Genomic DNA, 19,395 nt, shown 5'->3' with positions numbered 1-19,395 from the left:
AGAGGGGTTGGGGGAGAGGTTCTAAGCAAATGTTTATCGACTTTGAAACAGCCCTGCTACAAAAATGGGGTTAAGATTGGGGAGACAATGCACCCGCACGCACATTGAGATTGAGGGGTTTACCGTTGCGACTTAACTCTAAGTTTAACTGACTGCCAACTCTTTCTCGGTTAACAGCTTGCTGAACTTGCTCGGAGGCTTTGACGGTTTCGCCGTTAACTTTTTCAATCACATCTCCTGCCCTCAAACCTGCATTCTCTGCGGGAGAATTGGGGACAACTCCCATAATTAAAACGCCTTGATCTTGATTAATTATGATTCCACTATTCGGATCACTGTTTAATTCATTCTTTAATTCTGGCGTTAAAGTTAACATTTGAATCCCTAAAAATGGATGTTCAACTTTGCCATTTGCGACTAATTCTGCGGCAATTTGTTGTACCGTATTAATGGGAATGGCAAAACCGAGTCCTTGAGCGCCTTGTAAAATTGCAGTATTTACGCCAATCACTTCACCGTTTTGATTGAGAAGTGGACCGCCGGAATTTCCCGGATTAATCGCTGCATCGGTTTGAATGAATTCTACTCGTTTATCGGGAACTCCGATTTGAGCGCTGGAACGTCCAGTTGCACTAATAATTCCAGTGGTTACGGTACTATCTAATCCTAATGGGTTTCCAATTGCGATCGCCCATTCTCCGGGTTGCAATTGTTCAGAATTTCCCAGTTTAACGGTGGGTAAATTCTCCGCTTCAATGTGAATGACTGCAACATCTGTTACGGGATCTTTCCCCACAACTTTCCCTTCAAATTGACGACCATCTTTGAGAGTAACTGTTACTTTACTCGCTCCATCGACAACATGAGCGTTTGTTATAATTTCACCTTTTGAGTCAATAATAAAGCCTGAACCTGTACCGGATTGAATTTGTCTGTCGGGAATATTGGGGATTTGTTCACCGAAGAAACGACGGAAAAAGGGATCGTTTAAAGCTTCAGGAACTTGATTTTCGACTGTTCGTTGAGCATCAATTCTTACAACGGCAGGGCCGACTTGTTGGACAACAGCCGCNGTTATAATTTCACCTTTTGAGTCAATAATAAAGCCTGAACCTGTACCGGATTGAATTTGTCTGTCGGGAATATTGGGGATTTGTTCACCGAAGAAACGACGGAAAAAGGGATCGTTTAAAGCTTCAGGAACTTGATTTTCGACTGTTCGTTGAGCATCAATTCTTACAACGGCAGGGCCGACTTGTTGGACAACAGCCGCAACAAAATTAGAGGGAACTTGAATGGCATTTGCCGGACTAGAAATTGTTTCTGCCAATGGAAGAATAGAAGATTTTGTGATAGTTTCTGCACCCGATTTAGCAGTAAAAAATTGGGTTCCTCCAATCGCTAATCCGGCTCCTAATGCAATTAATGTCGTTGAACTGACTAATTTATGCACAATAGAATTTGATGATTTATTATCCTGAGATTTATTGTTAAAACCAGAAGAAAACTCAAAGTCTTTAATTTTGGTGGTCATAGTTATTTAGTCTATATAATGTCGTTGTTTTCTGCGATAACAGTATTAGGAAAAGTCAGCCCAAGGGTGTGAGGAGCTTGTCGAGGAACGTTTTGTGTTTTGGGCTGACATTTCTTAAGATAGGGGATGAATGTGACAGGGGTATGACAGGGAGTTGACAATTTTGTTACATCTGGCTCTAAACTCGTCGAACCCTTGTAGAATGGGCTTTTGCAGGAGTTAGGGTTCGTCAAATTGCTTCCATCTTTCCTCAGTTTAGCGAGTTTGATCCTTTGATGCACTCTACCCGTCGAACCCTTGTAGAATCAGCTTTTGCAGCGAGTAGCAGATTTTTAGTCAATTGTTTCCTGGGCTAACACGCTTAATTTTATCCTTGTAAATCCTTTAAACTTCTGATAAAATATCTCTATTTTAGATGAAAAAATATGAGATATTTTGATTCGCTCGTTGAAAAATTTAAACAAGAACCTGACTTAGAAACAGCTTTTGGTCAGCATATTCATTGGGGATTTTGGCAATATCCACAACAAGCTACAGGAGAACTAAAGNAATTGTTTCCTGGGCTAACACGCTTAATTTTATCCTTGTAAATCCTTTAAACTTCTGATAAAATATCTCTATTTTAGATGAAAAAATATGAGATATTTTGATTCGCTCGTTGAAAAATTTAAACAAGAACCTGACTTAGAAACAGCTTTTGGTCAGCATATTCATTGGGGATTTTGGCAATATCCACAACAAGCTACAGGAGAACTAAAGGACTTTGGCCAAGCTGCAAATAATCTCTCAAAACTGGTGTTAGAACTGGCTCAAATTCCTGAAAGTGCTAGCATTCTAGATGCTGGGTGTGGTTTTGGAGGAACGATTAATTTACTCAATCAAACTTACAGTCATTTAAAACTGTTTGGTCTTAATATTGATCAGGTTCAAGTTGAGAAGGCGAAAGAAATCATTCAGCCTAAAAATGGCAATTCTGTAGAGTTTATTCACGGAGATGCTTGTCAGTTTCCTGATTTTTCGCAGAAATTTGACATCATCATAGCTTTAGAATGTATTTTTGCTTTTCCCAGTCGAGAACGGTTTTTTGATCAAGCTCATCATTTTCTCAAACCCGGTGGACAATTAATTATCGTTGATTTTTTGATTAGTCCCAAAATATTGTTATTTTGGTCATTTTTTGAAACGCAAATCCTTAGCCGGATGATTACGAATACCTATGGCTCAAAGGATACGGAAGTTGTGCAGTTTATAGGACTCGAGAGTTACAAAAAAATTGCTCAAAAAACAGGATTTAATCTCGTTGAAAAACTGGATATCACCGGAAATGTTCAACCGACATACAAAGCAATCAATAAATTAATTATTGCCAATTCACAAGATTGGTTAACTGCCAAAGGATTAGAATTTTTTAGTTTAGCAAAACTCATCACCTATGAAGTTTTAATTTTTAATTCAACCGATACAATTAATAAAGTTTAATCAGAGCTGGCATTAACAGGTATTAAGCGGAAAAACTCAACCAACTGAACAAAGTATTGACTGAGAGTTGTAAATCTTCCAACACTTCAAGAACAGGTAAAACTTGNCCAAAGGATTAGAATTTTTTAGTTTAGCAAAACTCATCACCTATGAAGTTTTAATTTTTAATTCAACCGATACAATTAATAAAGTTTAATCAGAGCTGGCATTAACAGGTATTAAGCGGAAAAACTCAACCAACTGAACAAAGTATTGACTGAGAGTTGTAAATCTTCCAACACTTCAAGAACAGGTAAAACTTGTTCACTTTCAAAAAATTCTGGTTGTTGGTTGGGTTTAAAAACTAACACTAATCGTTCTTGAGGTTCAACTAACCAACCTAACTTTGTTCCCTGTTGCAGACAAAATAAAATATTATTAATCACCCGAGTTGTACTTTGAACGGGTGATAAAATCTCTATTATCCAGTCGGGTGGGATGTTAATATCGTTACTGATTTCACCTTGTTCATCTAGGGGAATATTTGCCCACTCAAACACAACAATATCCGGCACAATTGAACGTTTCCCAAACGAACAGCGTAACTCGGGGAAAGCACAGGCTAACTTTTGTTCTTCTCCGACTGTGCTAATGGCATTCATTAGACGACCTTGGAGTAAGCTATGTTTTCCTTTTGGCATGGGTTTTTGATAAATTTTTCCGTCAATATACTCGCTAGCGGGTGTAGTTTCGGGTAAGGCTAAAAATTCATCAACAGAGAGGTTTTGGGTTTGGGGTTTATCTGAGATAACCATAACTTTATTTATCCTGAACTCATACTACGACTCGGGGAAATGATAGAATTATATTAGCATAAATTGAGGTAAAATTAACGATGAGTCAAGCTACATCAGAGCGTCAAATTTTATCAACGCCTAAAGCTTTGAGCCTAGAAGAATTTCTAGATTGGTATCCCGATGGCTACGGTCGTTTTGAATTGCACGGAGGAACAGTTATCGAAATGCAACCTACAGGAACTCACGAACAAGTCGCAGGTGAAATAGCAGCAGAGCTAACGTTAGAGATACGCCGTCTTAAATTGTCCTATTTGATTCCTCGACAATGTATTATTAAACCCATTGGTTCCGAAAATACGGGTTATAGTCCTGATATTGCGGTCATTGATAAACAGGCTTTAACTGAGGAACCCCTGTGGAAAAAACGCTCAACTTTAACCCGAGGCGAAAGTTTGAAATTAGTTGTAGAAGTGGTGAGTACAAATTGGCAAGATGACTACTCCGTGAAATTGGGAGAATATGAAAAACTGGGAATTGCTGAATATTGGATTATTGATTATTTAGGATTGGGGGGAAGGCGATATATTGGCAATCCCAAACAACCGACAATTTCAGTTTATCAAATGAGCGAAGGCGAATATATGGTAAAATTATATCGGGGAAGCGAACGCATAGAATCTCTCATTTTTCCTGAGTTAAATTTAACAGCAGAAGATATTTTTCAAGTTGGGCAGTAATTTAAGATTTGATTAGTATTTTTCGTTATCGAAGCCGGTTTCTCAGCCTGATTGAGATGATCATTCTGTAGGGGCGGGTTCGACAATATCTTTACTACTACTCGGAGATTTAGATAAACCCGCCCCTCCCCATAACAGAATTAATAAACGGACATCATATTATCTAAGTTATCGGTAAACAAAAACGGAATGTACTCCCTTTTCCGAGTTCACTTTCAACTTCTATTTTACCGCCTTGTAGTTCAACTAAACGTTTTGTAATGGCTAACCCGATTCCGGTTCCACCCCATTGACGCGAACGCGATCTTTCTCCTCGCCAAAACCGTTCAAAAACATGGGGTAAATCCGTTTCTGAAATTCCTAAACCCGTATCAATAATAGCAATCCAAACTAAGTTTAATTCTTGCCAAGCTTGAATGGTAATTGAACCTGTGTCAGTATAACGAATTGCATTTCCTAACAGATTCACTAAAATTTGTTCAGTTCGATCTATATCAGCCAAAACAAGCGGTAAATTCGACGGATAATCTAATTTTAAAACAGGCCCCTCTTCTAACAGTTGATCGCCAAAACGAGCAACTAAAGACTCTAAAAGTGGACGGAGGTTGATCGGTTGAGGATTGATGACCAAATATCCGNAGTATAACGAATTGCATTTCCTAACAGATTCACTAAAATTTGTTCAGTTCGATCTATATCAGCCAAAACAAGCGGTAAATTCGACGGATAATCTAATTTTAAAACAGGCCCCTCTTCTAACAGTTGATCGCCAAAACGAGCAACTAAAGACTCTAAAAGTGGACGGAGGTTGATCGGTTGAGGATTGATGACCAAATATCCGGCTTCGGCTTTAGAAAGTTCTTGTAAATCATTCACTAATCGTTCTAAGCGGCGAGTTTCTCGAATTAAACGCTGATAAAGTTCATCAGAAGGTTCAATTCTCCCCTCTGACATTTCTTCTAAATAGCCTCGTACAACCGTTAAGGGTGTTCTCAATTCGTGGGTCATATCACTAATTAATTCTCGGCGTCGCTGTTCAATTCCCTCGATACTTTCCGCCATTCGGTTAAAGCTTAAACTGAGTAGATTCAGTTCAGGAATTTCACTTTTTACCATGCGTTCATCTAAGTTTCCGGCTGCAAACTTTTGAGTAATTTCTCGCATTTGAGTTAAAGGTTGAGTAATCCGTTTAGCCACCCAATAACTCAACGCACCCGCCGCCGTTGCACCCACACCAACCGACCATAAGGTACTACGATTCCAAGTGATTTCAAATCCCCGAACCAGATAGGTTTTCACAGAACGAACATTAAAAAACTGGGTTTGTTCAAGGCGTTCGAGTTGTAAAACAAATAGACGAGGTGAGTAGACTTTACTCATTAAAATAAAACTACCCAATCCAACTCCCATGACTAACAGATGAGACAACAGTAAACGCGATCGCAAGTTCAGTTTAGCCATAATTAATTATTTCCATTCCCCCAGAGTCAGGGCGGGTTCGATACAGTTTACAGTTATGCAGTGACCAGTTTTTTTAGAGATCGCCTATTACCTGTTACCTGTAACCTGTAACCTGTAACCTATTTCCTATTCCCCATTACCTATCTGTTGTAGTATCTTCAAATTTATATCCCGTTCCGACAACTGTTTTAATAAACTGAGGATGAGTGGGATCAGGTTCAATTTTTTTTCGCAGTCGGGCGATATGAGTATCAACAACTCGTTCATCCCCAAAAAAATCATCTCCCCAAAGTTTATCAATCAATTGAGTTCGGTTCCAAACCCGACCCGGATAACTCACTAAAGTAACCAGCAAATTAAATTCTAAAGGACTTAAATCAAGGGGTTCTGAAGTTTGAGAGTCCAGTTGACGGTAAGCTAAATGTTGATCAAGGTCAACGGTAAAATGGGTTGTGCGGTAAATTTGGCTTTGTCCCCCATGACGCAAACTGCGACGCAACAAAGCCCGCACTCTAGCAACTAATTCTCTGGGACTAAAGGGTTTAACCAGATAGTCATCCGCCCCGGTAGATAAACCAATCACCCGATCAATTTCTTCTCCTTTCGCCGTCAGCATCATAATATAGGGATCTTTAGCCCCGGGTTGCTGACGAATACGGGCGCAGACTTCTAAGCCATCTAGACCGGGAAGCATCAAGTCAAGAATGATCAGGTCTGGCTGCTGGCTTTGAAACCATTCTAAAGCGCCCCAACCGTCGCGGGCCGTTTCGCAGGAAAAACCCTCATTTTCTAATGTTTGTTGGATGAGTTGGGCGATTTCCCAGTCATCCTCCACAATCAGAATTTTCATCGGATTTGTCAGTGGAGAGATAGAAGTATTTTATCCAAAGATGGATGTTGCAGGTGAAAAAGTATCAAGTCCTGTCTATCCGATCCGGTACTCTGCTACTTCTTTCGATAGTAAACAGAAATCTATTTTAATGCTATTGTTAGTGTTTGCTAACAGGGTCAGCCAAAAAATTGACAATGTTGCTTGAGTATGCAATTATCTGACATAAATCTTATCAACTTATTGTTTGTTACTGATCAACAAACATTATTGGCGGTTTAGATCAAAAACTTTAGTAAGGGAGTGGTTCAGATCAAACTCAATAGCTTTACATAACCCCCTCTGGTGTGAAGTAATGTNGCAATTATCTGACATAAATCTTATCAACTTATTGTTTGTTACTGATCAACAAACATTATTGGCGGTTTAGATCAAAAACTTTAGTAAGGGAGTGGTTCAGATCAAACTCAATAGCTTTACATAACCCCCTCTGGTGTGAAGTAATGTTTTCTAGACTACAATTTTATTGTAAAGATTTGGTCAAGGTGAGATGACATGAGTTGCTGCAATTGAGTTTTTTGTATTAGTATCTTGTGTGTTAAGTCTCATATATTGTTCTTTCAAGCCAAAAAGAACCAGTCACAGATAACTGGGCAAATTCTACTCATATGGAGTTGCATTCAAAGAGCATTGATAGTGCAATCATCTCGCTCCCACGGGTGACAACGCTCGCACATCTTGATTACACCTTGGAACGCAATTTTGATACAAGCCCAGGAAAATCATGAGAGTATTCTCATCAAATTAAGCGTATGTAAGCTGACCTTTTGATAGAGATCAGGTTGCTCATATTTTCAATTGAACTCAATGANACGCAATTTTGATACAAGCCCAGGAAAATCATGAGAGTATTCTCATCAAATTAAGCGTATGTAAGCTGACCTTTTGATAGAGATCAGGTTGCTCATATTTTCAATTGAACTCAATGATCAGCCTGACTTTATGAGAGATCGGGAAATTATCCTCTCTACGGTGTATGTAACTAAATAATCGATTCTATTGACCGGATAACTTCAGTCAAGCGATGTTTTAATTTTGTCATCAAGATTGTCAATCGAATCTGAACTAGGAGTCAGTTGCAGTCAAGCAGCTTCTATTTCCTATTTCATTATTTCATGTCTAGTCAACATCTACCGAATTCTAATAACCCGCTTATGAAGACTCAAAACCTGCTCTCTCAACTTCCTGATACTGTTAATACTCGATCCGCCTTGTCCGCCACCTGGACGACTTTACCAAAAACAGAGGTTCATCATTCCTCAAAATTGGACTGGAAAGAACAAGACCATACTTGTCAAGCGACTTATAGCGATGAATTCGGAACCATTGAACTTCACATCGAAAAGGAAACTCACAACCCCAAAAATGAGAAACATCATTATCGAGTCAGCTATCAATATCGCTCACCAGAAGGACACTTAATTGCACAGGGAATTTGGGAACCCAAAGAAACCATTGCTCAAGCCAAGCAACTCGCCGAATTTCAATGGCGACAATTTTTATAATTAAAAATTCAGCAACACTTACAGATAGTTTGATGCTTCTATGTTTGTGGAAGCACCCTAACTATCTGCTGCTGAATATTCATCTCGAGCTTGTGATCTTCTCAGTGAATGGGAACTCAACACCTGACAACTTTTCATCCGGTTAACCATTTCCCTAAAATTCGATCCGGGGAGGAAAAGGAATTGAACTCGGATCACGATTGACTTCTAAAGGCTCAAAAACTTCATTGAGATATTCTGTTGTATATTCAAACTCGTTCTGCTCCTGTCCTCCTACCGGAAAGGTAAGCTGAGATTCTTGTCTTTCAATACTTAACTGCTCTTGCTGTCCTAATTCTTCTGCTGAACCCAGAGGAGACAGTTGAGCTTCTTCGAGAGATTTTACCAAGAAACTCGCACCATTAAGATTAGCTCCTATTAGGTTTGTTCCCTCCATTCGAGCTTGAATTAAGTTCGCATCGGTTAAGTTTGCTAGAGACAAATTAGCATCATCTAATTCCGCACTATTCAAAAACGCCCCTTTTAAATTCGCTTCTTCAAGATTGGCTCCTGATAGATCTGCTCCCTCTAAATTGGTGTATGCTAGATTTGCCCCTGAGAGATCGGCTTCTCTCAAGTCCGCCCCTATCAGGTGAAGTTTGCTTAAGTCTGCTCCCCGCAAATCACATCCAGGACAGATACCCGTTTCGATCAATTTTTGAACATTCCCAGGGTTCTCGGCGATCGCTGAAGTCGATAAACCTACAGAAAATAGAATAGAACTGGCAACGACGAGTGTAACTTTGGAGAAGATGCTCATTTTTTTATCCTCCAGAATTCTTGAAATGGAGAAACTTGTATTTAAGTCTCTCTACATCTAGAATAAGCGATATTTCGGACGATGACTTCCTCCAAGGGAAGGATAATCTTTGAGGAAAGTAAAAAATGATGGAAGCTGTTACGGCGAATCAACGTTGTGGTAAAATTAAGAATTAAGCTAAAAACCGTAGGGCGGGTTCACATCAATTTATCCATCTTAACAATAACATTACTCAACCCGCCCCCCAACACTGTGGGGATTAAAAACCCGGTTTCTGACAATTCTTAAAAAATCCTGTGATTTCGGCGATTTCACAACCCAATAAACTTTAATTTTATTAAAAGCTTGATCCTCTAATCTAGCCCTATTTTGTGACTATTCAATGGCGAGTATTCAATTAGTTGTCTTTGACATGGCAGGGACAACGGTTCAAGATCATAACGAAGTTCAACAGTGTTTTTTTCAAGCCGCAGAAACCACAGGCTTAAAGACTAACGCTGATCGGATTAATTCCATGATGGGATGGTCAAAAAAGCTCGTTTTTCAAACCCTTTGGGCTGAACAAATTGGCACAGATAATCCGAGTTATTCCGCTCAAGTTGAACAGTCCTATACCTTATTTAAACAAATCTTAGAAACTCATTATTTAACTCAGCCTGTTGAACCCACAGAAGGCTGTCTAGAACTATTTAAAGAGTTAAAATCCCAAACTATAAAAATTGCGTTGAATACCGGATTTTATCGAAAAGTTACAGATATTATTTTAAATCGTTTAGCTTGGGATAAAGGTTTAGATAATAACTATATTGGCTCCGAATATTCTATCATTCAAGCTTCTGTAACACCCGATGAAATTTATAATAATCAAGGTCGTCCCGCTCCTTATATGATTCAAAAAGCCATGTACAAACTCGGAATAAAAGACTCAAAACAAGTCATTCATATTGGCGATACTCCCGTTGATTTAGCCGCAGGAATTAATGCAAATTGTTTATTATCTTTAGCTGTTACCAACGGCACTCATACCCGAGAACAATTACAACAATACCCCAATGATGGTTTACTTGATTCTCTCCGGGAACTTGCCAAAATCATCACTAACTTATAAAAACTATTTTAAAAATGACTCAAATTCAATCAACAGAAGTTGCAATTGTCGGGGCGGGAATCGTCGGTTTAGCCCATGCTTTAGCCGCAGCCAAACGCGGATTAAAAGTTGTCGTTTTTGAACGCAATCAACAAGCAGTCGGGGCTTCTATTCGTAATTTTGGCATGATTTGGCCGATTGGTCAACCTCAAGGTTTGTTATTGAATCGCGCCTTAAAATCAAGAGAAATTTGGCTAGAAATTGCCGACAAAGCAGGATTGAAAACAGATTGTTGTGGTTCACTTCATACGGCTTATCGTCAAGATGAATTAGCAGTTTTAGAAGAATTTATCGCGACCACAAATCTGGATACAGTGGCTTTATTAACACCCGAAGACACAATTCAAAAAAGTTCAGCCGTCCAGACAGAAGGGTTACTGGGGACGCTGTGGAGTTCAACGGAAGTGATTGTTGATCCCCGAGAAGCGATCGGCAAAATTCCAGCATTTTTATCGGCTGAATATGGGGTAGAATTTAGATGGGGAACTGTTGTGACTGAGATTAATTATCCTCAGTTCATCGCCGGGGGAAAAACTTGGAAAGCCGATCAGATTTTTGTCTGTAGTGGGAGAGATTTTGAAACTCTTTATCCTAATCTCTATGCAGAAAGTGGGATGACTAAAGTTAAACTGCAAATGATGCGAACCTCCCCACAACCCCATCAATTTAAAATAGGAACTTCTCTTTGTGGCGGGTTAACATTAACCCATTATGCAGCATTTTCTCATTGTCACTCTCTAACTGCATTAAAAGATAGAATTCAAAGCGAAACCCCTTATTTTCCCCAATGGGGAATTCATGTGATGGTTTCCCAAAATTCTCAAGGGGAATTAACCATTGGAGATTCTCACGAATACGGTTTAAATCCTGATCCGTTTAATAAAGCCGAAATTAACCAATATATCNATTCAAAGCGAAACCCCTTATTTTCCCCAATGGGGAATTCATGTGATGGTTTCCCAAAATTCTCAAGGGGAATTAACCATTGGAGATTCTCACGAATACGGTTTAAATCCTGATCCGTTTAATAAAGCCGAAATTAACCAATATATCCTTGATTATCTCAAAACTTTTGTACAGGTTCCCTCATTTGAGATTGCGGAAACCTGGAATGGAGTCTATGCCAAAATCCCCGGAAAAACCGAATTCATCGCCCAAGCGGAAACAGGCGTTACCCTGGTTAACGCTTTAAGTGGTGCTGGAATGACGCTTTCTTTTGGTTTAGCCGAAGACCTGTTTGCTTCTGTTTAAAAGTTAAGCAGACTCGGGTGTAGGTAACGAAGACGGATGAACTAACAACTCCGCCGTTGATCGTTTTTCAACCATTTCTTTTGTCACCTGACAGCGTTTCACATCTTTACGAGAGGGTAACTCGTACATGACATCCAGCATCAATTCCTCGACAATTCCCCGCAACGCCCGGGCGCCGGTTTTCCGACGATAGGCTTCTTGGGCGATCGCTTGAATGGCATCAGGTTCAAATTCTAGCTGCACATTATCCATTCGCAGTAGTTTTTGATATTGTTTAACTAAAGCACTGCGAGGTTCAGTTAGAATTGCCATCAATGCCTTTTCATCTAACGGATCAAGAACCGCAACCATTGGAATTCGGCCAATTAATTCAGGAATTAACCCAAATTTCACCAAGTCATCGGGTTCCATCTTCTTCAGGGTATCGGCTGACTGTTTTTCTTTGACTTGTTCCTTTTCCCCTTGAATAAAGCCCATTGACTTTTTACCCGTTCTCTGCTCGATAATTCGGTCGAGTCCCACAAAGGCCCCCCCGCAGACAAACAGAATATTACTGGTATCAATTTGAATGCAGTCTTGGTAGGGGTGTTTACGTCCGCCCTGGGGAGGAACATTGGCGACGGTTCCTTCTAACATTTTCAGGAGAGCTTGTTGAACCCCTTCTCCTGAGACATCGCGAGTAATGGAAGGATTTTCACTTTTACGAGCAATTTTGTCAATTTCGTCGATGTAGACAATTCCTCGTTGGGCTTCTTCGACATCAAAATCTGAAACTTGTAACAACCGTAACAGAATATTTTCGACATCTTCGCCCACATATCCGGCTTCCGTCAAAGTGGTTGCATCCGCCACCGCAAAGGGAACATCCAACATTTTGGCCAGTGTTTCGGCTAACAGGGTTTTACCACTACCCGTCGGGCCAACGAGCAAAATATTAGACTTTTGCAACTCAATGTTATCTTCTGTGGACGGGCGACCTTTCCCTTGGATAAAACCTAAACGTTTGTAGTGATTATAAACCGCTACAGAAAGCACTTTTTTGGCTTCATCCTGACCAATGACATGACTATCAAGGTAGGTTTTGATCTCGACCGGTTTAGGAACCTGGTTGAGTGCAACGCGACTGGGACGGGAACGACGCTTAGGGGGAGGAGCGGCTTGAGGACGAGAAGTTTGAGGAGGTGCAGGTGTTGTACTGGGATCGAACAACTCCTCATCTAAAATCTCATTGCATAACTCCACGCATTCATCGCAGATATAAACCCCCGGCCCCGCTATCAACTTACGGACTTGCTCCTGAGATTTTCCGCAAAAGGAACATTTTAGATGGGAGTCGTATTTAGACATAATTGCCTCGTCTTATGTGGCTGCTTGGACAGATTCTCCAGGAATAGGACGATTCTGTTTAGAGATCACCTGATCTATTAGACCATATTCTTTAGATTCTTCGGCGGACATGAAGAAGTCGCGTTCAGTATCAGCCTCAATTCGTTCAAAAGGTTGACCTGTATTTTCCGCGAGAATTTCATTGAGGATGCGCTTGTGATAGAGAATTTCTCTAGCTTGAATCTCAATATCTACCGCTTGTCCTTGAGCGCCGCCGAGAGGTTGGTGAATCATGATCCGGGCGTTGGGAAGCGACATTCGTTTTCCTTTGGCACCAGACGAAAGCAGAAATGCTCCCATACTAGCGGCCAAACCATAACAGATTGTTACCACATCCGGGCGAACTTGCTGTATGGTGTCGTAAATTCCCATTCCGGCTGTGACAGAACCGCCTGGAGAGTTGATATAGAGTTGGATATCTTTTTCGGGATCTTCAGCATCAAGAAACAACATCTGGGCGCTGACAGCGTTTGCGATCTCATCGTCAATTTCTGTTCCCAGAAAAATAATTCTTTCTCTGAGTAAACGCGAGTAGAGATCAAACGCCCGCTCTCCCATCCCTGACTGTTCGATCACCATAGGAATCATTACGTTAGCCGGATGGGTTGAAGCCGAGTTTCGTTGGCTAACGCTAATGACATCGCGATTGTTAAAACTCACAATTGGGCAAGGAGAAGACTCAGATGTAATCATGGGATAGATAACTAGGTTTTAAATGATCGATTGCGTGAATTAACCCCTGTATTTTAAAACAGTGCCTTCTGCACCTTGGGCAATTGTTGAATCCGTTAAGCTTGATACGATCTATTATGCCTTAACTCGACTAGAACGGCTCGAGAGAAACTGAGATTTACCCAGAAAACGAGGGATTAGAATGGGTGAACGGTTTCCGGTGTCAGGTGTCAGGCGATCACGTCTGAGATGGGCGATGTCAGAACTTGCTGACTTCAGCCTTTCCAAAGGCTAGCTGTCCCCTTTCCCCGTTAACAGGTTAGGGGATTAGCCCTTTCTAGTCCTTAAACGTTCAAGAAATCACTCAGAAACGCTCTCTGACTCAGCAGAAGTTTCTGTAGACTNATGTCAGAACTTGCTGACTTCAGCCTTTCCAAAGGCTAGCTGTCCCCTTTCCCCGTTAACAGGTTAGGGGATTAGCCCTTTCTAGTCCTTAAACGTTCAAGAAATCACTCAGAAACGCTCTCTGACTCAGCAGAAGTTTCTGTAGACTCAGAAGTCAAGACTTCGACTTCCACCTCAGAGGTTTCTTCTGAAGTTTCCGGCTGCTCAGACTCCTCTGACTGAGTTAAAGACCCTTCCGGAACCAACTCTATTGTGCAGTTTTCCTCTAACCAAGCATAGGTCTTTTTCTTCAGTAAGTCTTCTGTGACCACTTCGCGCAACCGATCTAGATCAACCTCTTGTCCCTGCAATTGTTCCATTGCTTTAGTTTCTTCGGCTTTAATATCTTCCTCAGAAACCGTAATAGATTCTTGCTTGGCAATTTCCTTGAGGGCCAAAGACTGCTTAAGCTGTTCAATGGCTTGGGGACGAGAACGCTCCCGCATTTGAGGAATCATCTCTTGGGTAAACAGCCGTTTAATATCGACTCCCATTTGACTCAACTGCATGGCTTGCTGGGTCAGCACTTGATCAACTTCTTGTCGAATCATCGTTTCCGGTATTTCGACCTCAAGATCTGCGACAATTGCCTCAATTAAAGCCTTATGTTTGTTGGCAGTCGTTTGATCTTCGGCTTCCTGTTGAAATCGCTTCTCTAAGGACTCGCGAAGTTCGGCTAAGGTGCTAAACTCACTGACTTCTTCGGCGAATTCATCATCAAGCTCGGGAAGTTCTTTTTCCTTGAGTTCGTTCAAGGTAATGGTAAATACCGCAGGCTGTCCGGCTAATTCCTCATTGCCATAATCATCAGGAAATTTGACCTGAAGTTCTTTGGTTTCACCGGGGTTCATGCCAATCATTCCTTCGGTAAAACCGGGAATAAATTGTCCTTCTGCTAACTCTACTTGGAAGTTTTCCGCTTGACCCCCTGGAATTTCCTGGGGTTCTCCGTCTTCGCCAACAGTCGCAAATACACCTTTGAAGTCCACAAACGCCATATCACCCGTTTGAGCGGGTCGGTTTTCCACCGGAATTAACGTGGCTAACTTGGCTTGTTCCTGTTCTAACACTTGATCCACCCGAGCCGGATCGGATTTGATTTCTTCGGCTTGTACCGTTAAGCCAGTATATTGGCCAAGTTTGACTTCGGGGGCGACATCAACCGCCGCTTTAATGGTTAGAAGTTGTCCGGGTTCGTACTGGGCGACCAATTGTTCAACATCGCCCCGGAGTTCAAAACTCCCAATGGCAGGGATGTTTTCCTGTTCAACGGCTTTGGGTAAGCACTGCTGCATCAAATCATCCAAAGCCGCCGCTTTAATTCGATCAACTCCTAAGCGTTGGACGAGAATATGGCGGGGGACTTTCCCTTTCCGGAACCCAGGAATATTAACCGAACGAGCATATTGACGAATCACCTGCTCGTAAGCGTTCTTGGACATTTCCGGTGAGATTTCGATATCTAGCCCAATCTGGCTAGCGGGAAGTTTTTCCTGGGTAACTTTCATAATTGTGGTATTCTGAACTCAATAACCCCTCAACACACTTTGATTCTGGGGAACTATAATTTGGGATGAGTTAGTCTATCGACTAGATGTGCAATTGTATCTTATCTCGCGATCGCAACGGGTTGTGAGCGACAAGCTGCCCCTCAGTTTCCTCTTTAGAGATAGCCAATCTCGCTCTTGGTAGCGTTCAGTGGCTCTGAGAAGCGATTTTAGATCCAGATTCCTATTGTAGATTACTGATTTTGTTTGTTATTAATTTTGATATTGAAATTTCAGGTTGATTTTAGAATTGTCGATGGCGGAGGGTTTTGAACTTTGTCTAAGTCTTACCGAGTTGCTATTTTAGGCGCGACAGGTGCAGTGGGAACTGAATTGCTGGAATTGTTGGATAGTCGCAACTTTCCAGTCGCCGAGTTGAAGCTGTTGGCCTCGTCGCGTTCGGCAGGGACTCAACTGCGGTTTAAGGAGGAAAAAATAGCGGTAGAAGCCGTTAACGATCAGTCATTTGATCAGGTAGATTTGGTTTTGGCTTCGGCCGGTGCAACGACGTCTAAACAGTGGGCGGCGCGGGCAGTAGAAGCAGGGGCTGTGGTGATTGACAACTCCAGTGCGTTTAGAATGGATGCACAGGTGCCCCTGATTGTCCCGGAAGTCAACCCAGAGGCGGCGGCCTCTCACCAGGGGATTATTGCCAACCCCAACTGTACAACGATCTTGATGGCTGTGGCGGTTTGGCCATTGTATCAAGTGCAGCCCATTCGCCGCATCGTTGTTTCGACCTATCAGTCCGCCAGTGGTGCCGGGGCTAGAGCGATGGATGAACTCAAAGCCCAAGCCCTCGCCATTTTGCAGGGAGAAACTCCCCAGACGGAAATTTTTCCCTATCCCTTGGCTTTTAACTTATTCCCTCATAATTCTCCCTTGAATGAGTCGGGATATTGCCAAGAAGAAATGAAAATGGTGCATGAAACTCGGAAAATCTTCGGAGTCGAAGACTTGAGAATTTCTGCAACTTGTGTGCGGGTTCCCGTACTTCGCGCCCATTCTGAAGCGATTAATCTAGAGTTTGACGAGCCTTTTAGTGTGGCAAAAGCGCTCGAGGTTCTCTCTCAAGCTCCAGGGGTCGAACTGCGAGAAGACTGGCAGGCCAATTATTTCCCCATGCCCATCGATGCAACGGGTCGAGATCCCGTATTAGTCGGTCGTATCCGCCAGGATATTTCTCATCCTTGTGGGTTAGAACTATGGCTCAGTGGCGATCAAGTTCGTAAAGGAGCAGCATTGAACGCTGTACAAATCGCTGAGTTATTAGTCGCAAAAAATCTTTTAGGGCGTTCATCTTTAGTCGCTAGTCATTAAATAGAGGTTTGCACCCCGACCCGGAAAAGCTTGGGAACGCTCCAACAGGTCAACCGCAACTCAAATAAGTGAGGCGATTCGGAAAGATAAACAGAAGAAACAGCACAACTGATCTTAAGGCAGATGGTAAGTTTTGGAAAGGTGATGACGGCGATGATTACGCCGTTTAAGGAGGATGGAAGTGTCAACTATGAAGTGGCAGAACAGTTGGCAGCTCATTTGGTTGAGCATGGCACAGATACCCTAGTTGTCTGTGGAACAACAGGGGAGTCTCCCACACTGAGTTGGTCAGAAGAGTACGAACTCTTTAAAGTTGTGCAGTCATCGGTTTCTTCCAAAGCCAAAGTTATGGCCGGAACCGGATCAAATTGTACTTCTGAGGCGATCGAAGCAACCCAAAAAGCTGCTAAACTAGGGTTAGACGGATCGTTGCAAGTGGTTCCCTATTACAACAAACCTCCCCAAGAAGGGTTGTATCAACATTTTAGGGCGATCGCACAAGCCAGTCCCGATTTACCGATGATGCTGTACAATGTCCCCGGTCGTACCAGCCAGAGTCTACAACCGGAAACAGTAGCTCGTTTAGCGGAAATCTCTAACATTGTCGCAATTAAGGAAGCGAGCGGCAGTTTAGACCAAGTGAGTCAAATTCGACGCTTGACACCACCAGAATTTAAGATCTACTCTGGAGATGATTCTCTAACATTGCCTATACTGGCAGTGGGTGGTATTGGAGTGGTGAGTGTTGCGAGTCATTTAGTCGGAGATCGATTACAGCAGATGATTCAGGCCTTTGAAGCAGGAAGCGTGCAAGTCGCCACTGAAACTCATCTGAAACTCTTAGGACTATTCAAGGCACTTTTTGTCGTGACGAACCCCATTCCGGTGAAAACAGCCCTGAAGCTGCAAGGCTGGAAAGTCGGTCATACTCGCCCCCCCCTGTGTGACCCCCCTCCTGAAGTAACCCAACAATTGCAGCAAGTCTTAAGTGAACTCAATTTGCTCAAAGCTTAAAGGCAAAATAAAAAAAGTAAAGTTTCAGACAACTGAATATCTATGAACATTTTGTCGTTAGTTGATAAAAGTTTTATTGATCGAGTTTTTGACTCAGATTAACTTTCAGCTATCGAAGTTCATCGTTAAACCATAAACTTTCACACCAAAAGGAAAACATGATTAAAAGCGGAACAACACCCATCATTAAAAGTAAAACTTCAGTAAGGAAACCGATCAGCAAAAGCGATGGTACTGGCTTAAAGATAATTCCTTTAGGCGGTTTGCATGAAATTGGCAAGAATACCTGCGTGTTTGAATATGACGATGAAATTATCCTTTTAGATGCCGGACTTGCCTTTCCGACTGATGGAATGCACGGCGTTAATATCGTCCTCCCAGATGTCACCTACCTGCGGGAAAATCGCCATAAAATTAAAGGCATGATCGTCACTCACGGTCACGAAGATCATATCGGTGGAATTCCGTTTCACCTCAAACAATTTGATGTTCCGGTGATTTATGGCCCTCGACTAGCGATGGCATTACTTCAAGGGAAATTAGAAGAAGCCGGAGTCTCAGATCGCACCGAATTAAGAACCGTTCGTCCCCGAGAAATTGTCAGAATTGGCAAGAGTTTCTTAGTTGAATATATCCGTAATACTCACTCTATTGCTGATAGTTTCACCGTTGCGATTAATACCCCGGTCGGAGTTGTTATTCACACGGGAGACTTCAAAGTTGATCACACGCCTGTTGATGGCGAATTCTTTGACTTTCAACGACTTGCAGAATATGGCGAAAAAGGCGTTCACTGCTTGTTGAGTGATTCGACCAATGCAGAATCTCCCGGATTTACCCCGTCTGAAAGTTCAGTTTATCCCAACTTAGATCGGATTTTTGCACAAGCACCTGGACGCATTTTAGTGACAACCTTTGCGTCTTCGGTACATCGGCTAAATATTATTCTCAGTATTGCCCAAAAACAAGGTCGTGCAGTGGCCGTTGTCGGTCGGTCGATGTTGAATGTGATCGCCCATGCCCGAAATTTAGGTTATATCAAATGCCGGGATGACTTATTCATTCCTCTGAACTCATTGCGAGATACACCAGATGACAAGGTGTTAATTCTGACGACTGGATCACAAGGAGAACCCCTATCCGCTTTAACTCGCATTGCTCACGGCGCTCATCGACAAATTAGCATCAAAAGAGGCGATACGGTTGTCTTTTCTGCGAACCCCATTCCGGGTAATACTATCGCTGTTGTTAACACCATTGATAAATTAATGATGTTTGTGACAGAGGTGAGTTTCTATGGCAAAATCTCAATTCCCTTTTGCTAACCGATTACTTCCCTGGTCTATTGTGATTGGTGTTCTATTGCTTTACTGGTTGGGAGTCAACCTCATGATTTGACATACTCCCCATTTCTAAAGCAAGGGGATTCTCCAA

The 19,395-nt window shown here is 42.0% G+C and carries 14 protein-coding genes and 4 pseudogenes; 9 read left to right on the top strand and 9 right to left on the bottom strand.

Annotated features, from left to right (window positions below; all coding sequences use genetic code 11):
- Positions 1-70 precede the first annotated feature (70 nt).
- Positions 71-1,072: pseudogene (locus WN50_RS30310) on the bottom strand (HhoA/HhoB/HtrA family serine endopeptidase); the annotation flags it as partial.
- A 1,098-nt stretch (positions 1,073-2,170) separates the two neighbouring features.
- Between WN50_RS30310 and WN50_RS30305 the strand changes: the two are divergent.
- Positions 2,171-3,013, top strand: a complete 843-nt coding sequence (locus tag WN50_RS30305; protein ID WP_046279182.1) for an SAM-dependent methyltransferase — start codon at positions 2,171-2,173, stop codon at positions 3,011-3,013.
- A 218-nt stretch (positions 3,014-3,231) separates the two neighbouring features.
- Here WN50_RS30305 and WN50_RS30300 read toward each other — a convergent pair whose 3' ends face one another.
- Entirely contained in the window at positions 3,232-3,807 is a 576-nt protein-coding gene (locus tag WN50_RS30300; RefSeq protein ID WP_046279183.1) for a Uma2 family endonuclease, read from the bottom strand.
- 80 nt (positions 3,808-3,887) lie between these two features.
- On the opposite strand from WN50_RS30300, the gene WN50_RS30295 reads away from it, so the two are divergent.
- Positions 3,888-4,526: a Uma2 family endonuclease gene (locus WN50_RS30295; protein ID WP_046279184.1), complete on the top strand. Its 639-nt coding sequence runs from the start codon at positions 3,888-3,890 to the stop codon at positions 4,524-4,526.
- A 163-nt stretch (positions 4,527-4,689) separates the two neighbouring features.
- Here the strand turns inward: WN50_RS30295 and WN50_RS30290 are convergent.
- The 3 genes and pseudogenes from WN50_RS30290 to WN50_RS30280 all read right to left on the bottom strand — a co-directional run.
- Positions 4,690-5,164, bottom strand: a pseudogene (locus WN50_RS30290) (sensor histidine kinase); the annotation flags it as partial.
- 1 nt (position 5,165) lies between these two features.
- A partial coding sequence (locus WN50_RS30285) for a sensor histidine kinase (protein ID WP_049561794.1) occupies positions 5,166-5,987 on the bottom strand: 822 nt, incomplete at its 3' end.
- 136 nt (positions 5,988-6,123) lie between these two features.
- Positions 6,124-6,837 (bottom strand): response regulator transcription factor, encoded by a 714-nt coding sequence (locus tag WN50_RS30280; protein ID WP_046280660.1) that lies wholly within the window; start codon positions 6,835-6,837, stop codon positions 6,124-6,126.
- A 1,193-nt stretch (positions 6,838-8,030) separates the two neighbouring features.
- Between WN50_RS30280 and WN50_RS30275 the strand changes: the two genes are divergently transcribed.
- Positions 8,031-8,381 (top strand): hypothetical protein, encoded by a 351-nt coding sequence (locus WN50_RS30275; protein WP_046280659.1) that lies wholly within the window; start codon positions 8,031-8,033, stop codon positions 8,379-8,381.
- 154 nt (positions 8,382-8,535) lie between these two features.
- Here the strand turns inward: WN50_RS30275 and WN50_RS31615 are convergent, their stop codons facing one another.
- The gene (locus WN50_RS31615) at positions 8,536-9,180 is read right to left on the bottom strand and encodes a pentapeptide repeat-containing protein (protein ID WP_046280658.1); all 645 of its coding nucleotides are present in this window, start codon (positions 9,178-9,180) and stop codon (positions 8,536-8,538) included.
- A gap of 382 nt (positions 9,181-9,562) precedes the next feature.
- On the opposite strand from WN50_RS31615, the gene WN50_RS30265 reads away from it, so the two are divergent.
- From WN50_RS30265 to WN50_RS30255, 3 genes and pseudogenes are all read left to right on the top strand, one after another.
- Positions 9,563-10,288: an HAD family hydrolase gene (locus WN50_RS30265; RefSeq protein WP_046280657.1), complete on the top strand. Its 726-nt coding sequence runs from the start codon at positions 9,563-9,565 to the stop codon at positions 10,286-10,288.
- 14 nt (positions 10,289-10,302) lie between these two features.
- Positions 10,303-11,232: pseudogene (locus WN50_RS30260) on the top strand (TIGR03364 family FAD-dependent oxidoreductase); the annotation flags it as partial.
- A 1-nt stretch (position 11,233) separates the two neighbouring features.
- Positions 11,234-11,578 (top strand): FAD-dependent oxidoreductase (locus WN50_RS30255; RefSeq protein WP_152964979.1); only part of this gene is annotated, 345 nt, incomplete at its 5' end.
- 3 nt (positions 11,579-11,581) lie between these two features.
- On the opposite strand, the gene clpX is transcribed toward WN50_RS30255, so the two are convergent.
- From clpX to tig, 3 genes are all read right to left on the bottom strand, one after another.
- The gene (gene clpX, locus WN50_RS30250) at positions 11,582-12,925 is read right to left on the bottom strand and encodes an ATP-dependent protease ATP-binding subunit ClpX (protein ID WP_046280655.1); all 1,344 of its coding nucleotides are present in this window, start codon (positions 12,923-12,925) and stop codon (positions 11,582-11,584) included.
- Between the two features lie 12 nt (positions 12,926-12,937).
- The gene (gene clpP / locus WN50_RS30245; protein WP_046280654.1) at positions 12,938-13,657 is read right to left on the bottom strand and encodes an ATP-dependent Clp endopeptidase proteolytic subunit ClpP; all 720 of its coding nucleotides are present in this window, start codon (positions 13,655-13,657) and stop codon (positions 12,938-12,940) included.
- Between the two features lie 488 nt (positions 13,658-14,145).
- On the bottom strand, positions 14,146-15,588 hold the full coding sequence (gene tig, locus WN50_RS30240; RefSeq protein ID WP_046280653.1) for a trigger factor: 1,443 nt from the start codon (positions 15,586-15,588) through the stop codon (positions 14,146-14,148).
- Between the two features lie 315 nt (positions 15,589-15,903).
- Between tig and WN50_RS30235 the strand changes: the two genes are divergently transcribed.
- From WN50_RS30235 to WN50_RS30225, 3 genes and pseudogenes are all read left to right on the top strand, one after another.
- On the top strand, positions 15,904-16,947 hold the full coding sequence (locus WN50_RS30235; protein WP_046280652.1) for an aspartate-semialdehyde dehydrogenase: 1,044 nt from the start codon (positions 15,904-15,906) through the stop codon (positions 16,945-16,947).
- Positions 16,948-17,070: 123 nt separating this feature from the next.
- On the top strand, positions 17,071-17,961 hold the full coding sequence (gene dapA, locus WN50_RS30230) for a 4-hydroxy-tetrahydrodipicolinate synthase (RefSeq protein WP_049561778.1): 891 nt from the start codon (positions 17,071-17,073) through the stop codon (positions 17,959-17,961).
- A gap of 158 nt (positions 17,962-18,119) precedes the next feature.
- Positions 18,120-19,265 (top strand): annotated as a pseudogene (locus WN50_RS30225) (ribonuclease J); the annotation flags it as partial.
- Positions 19,266-19,395: the final 130 nt, after the last annotated feature.

Source organism: Limnoraphis robusta CS-951, from assembly GCF_000972705.2.
The sequence above is the reverse complement of the archived record's forward strand: the minus strand, read 5'-3'. Positions and strand labels throughout refer to the sequence as shown.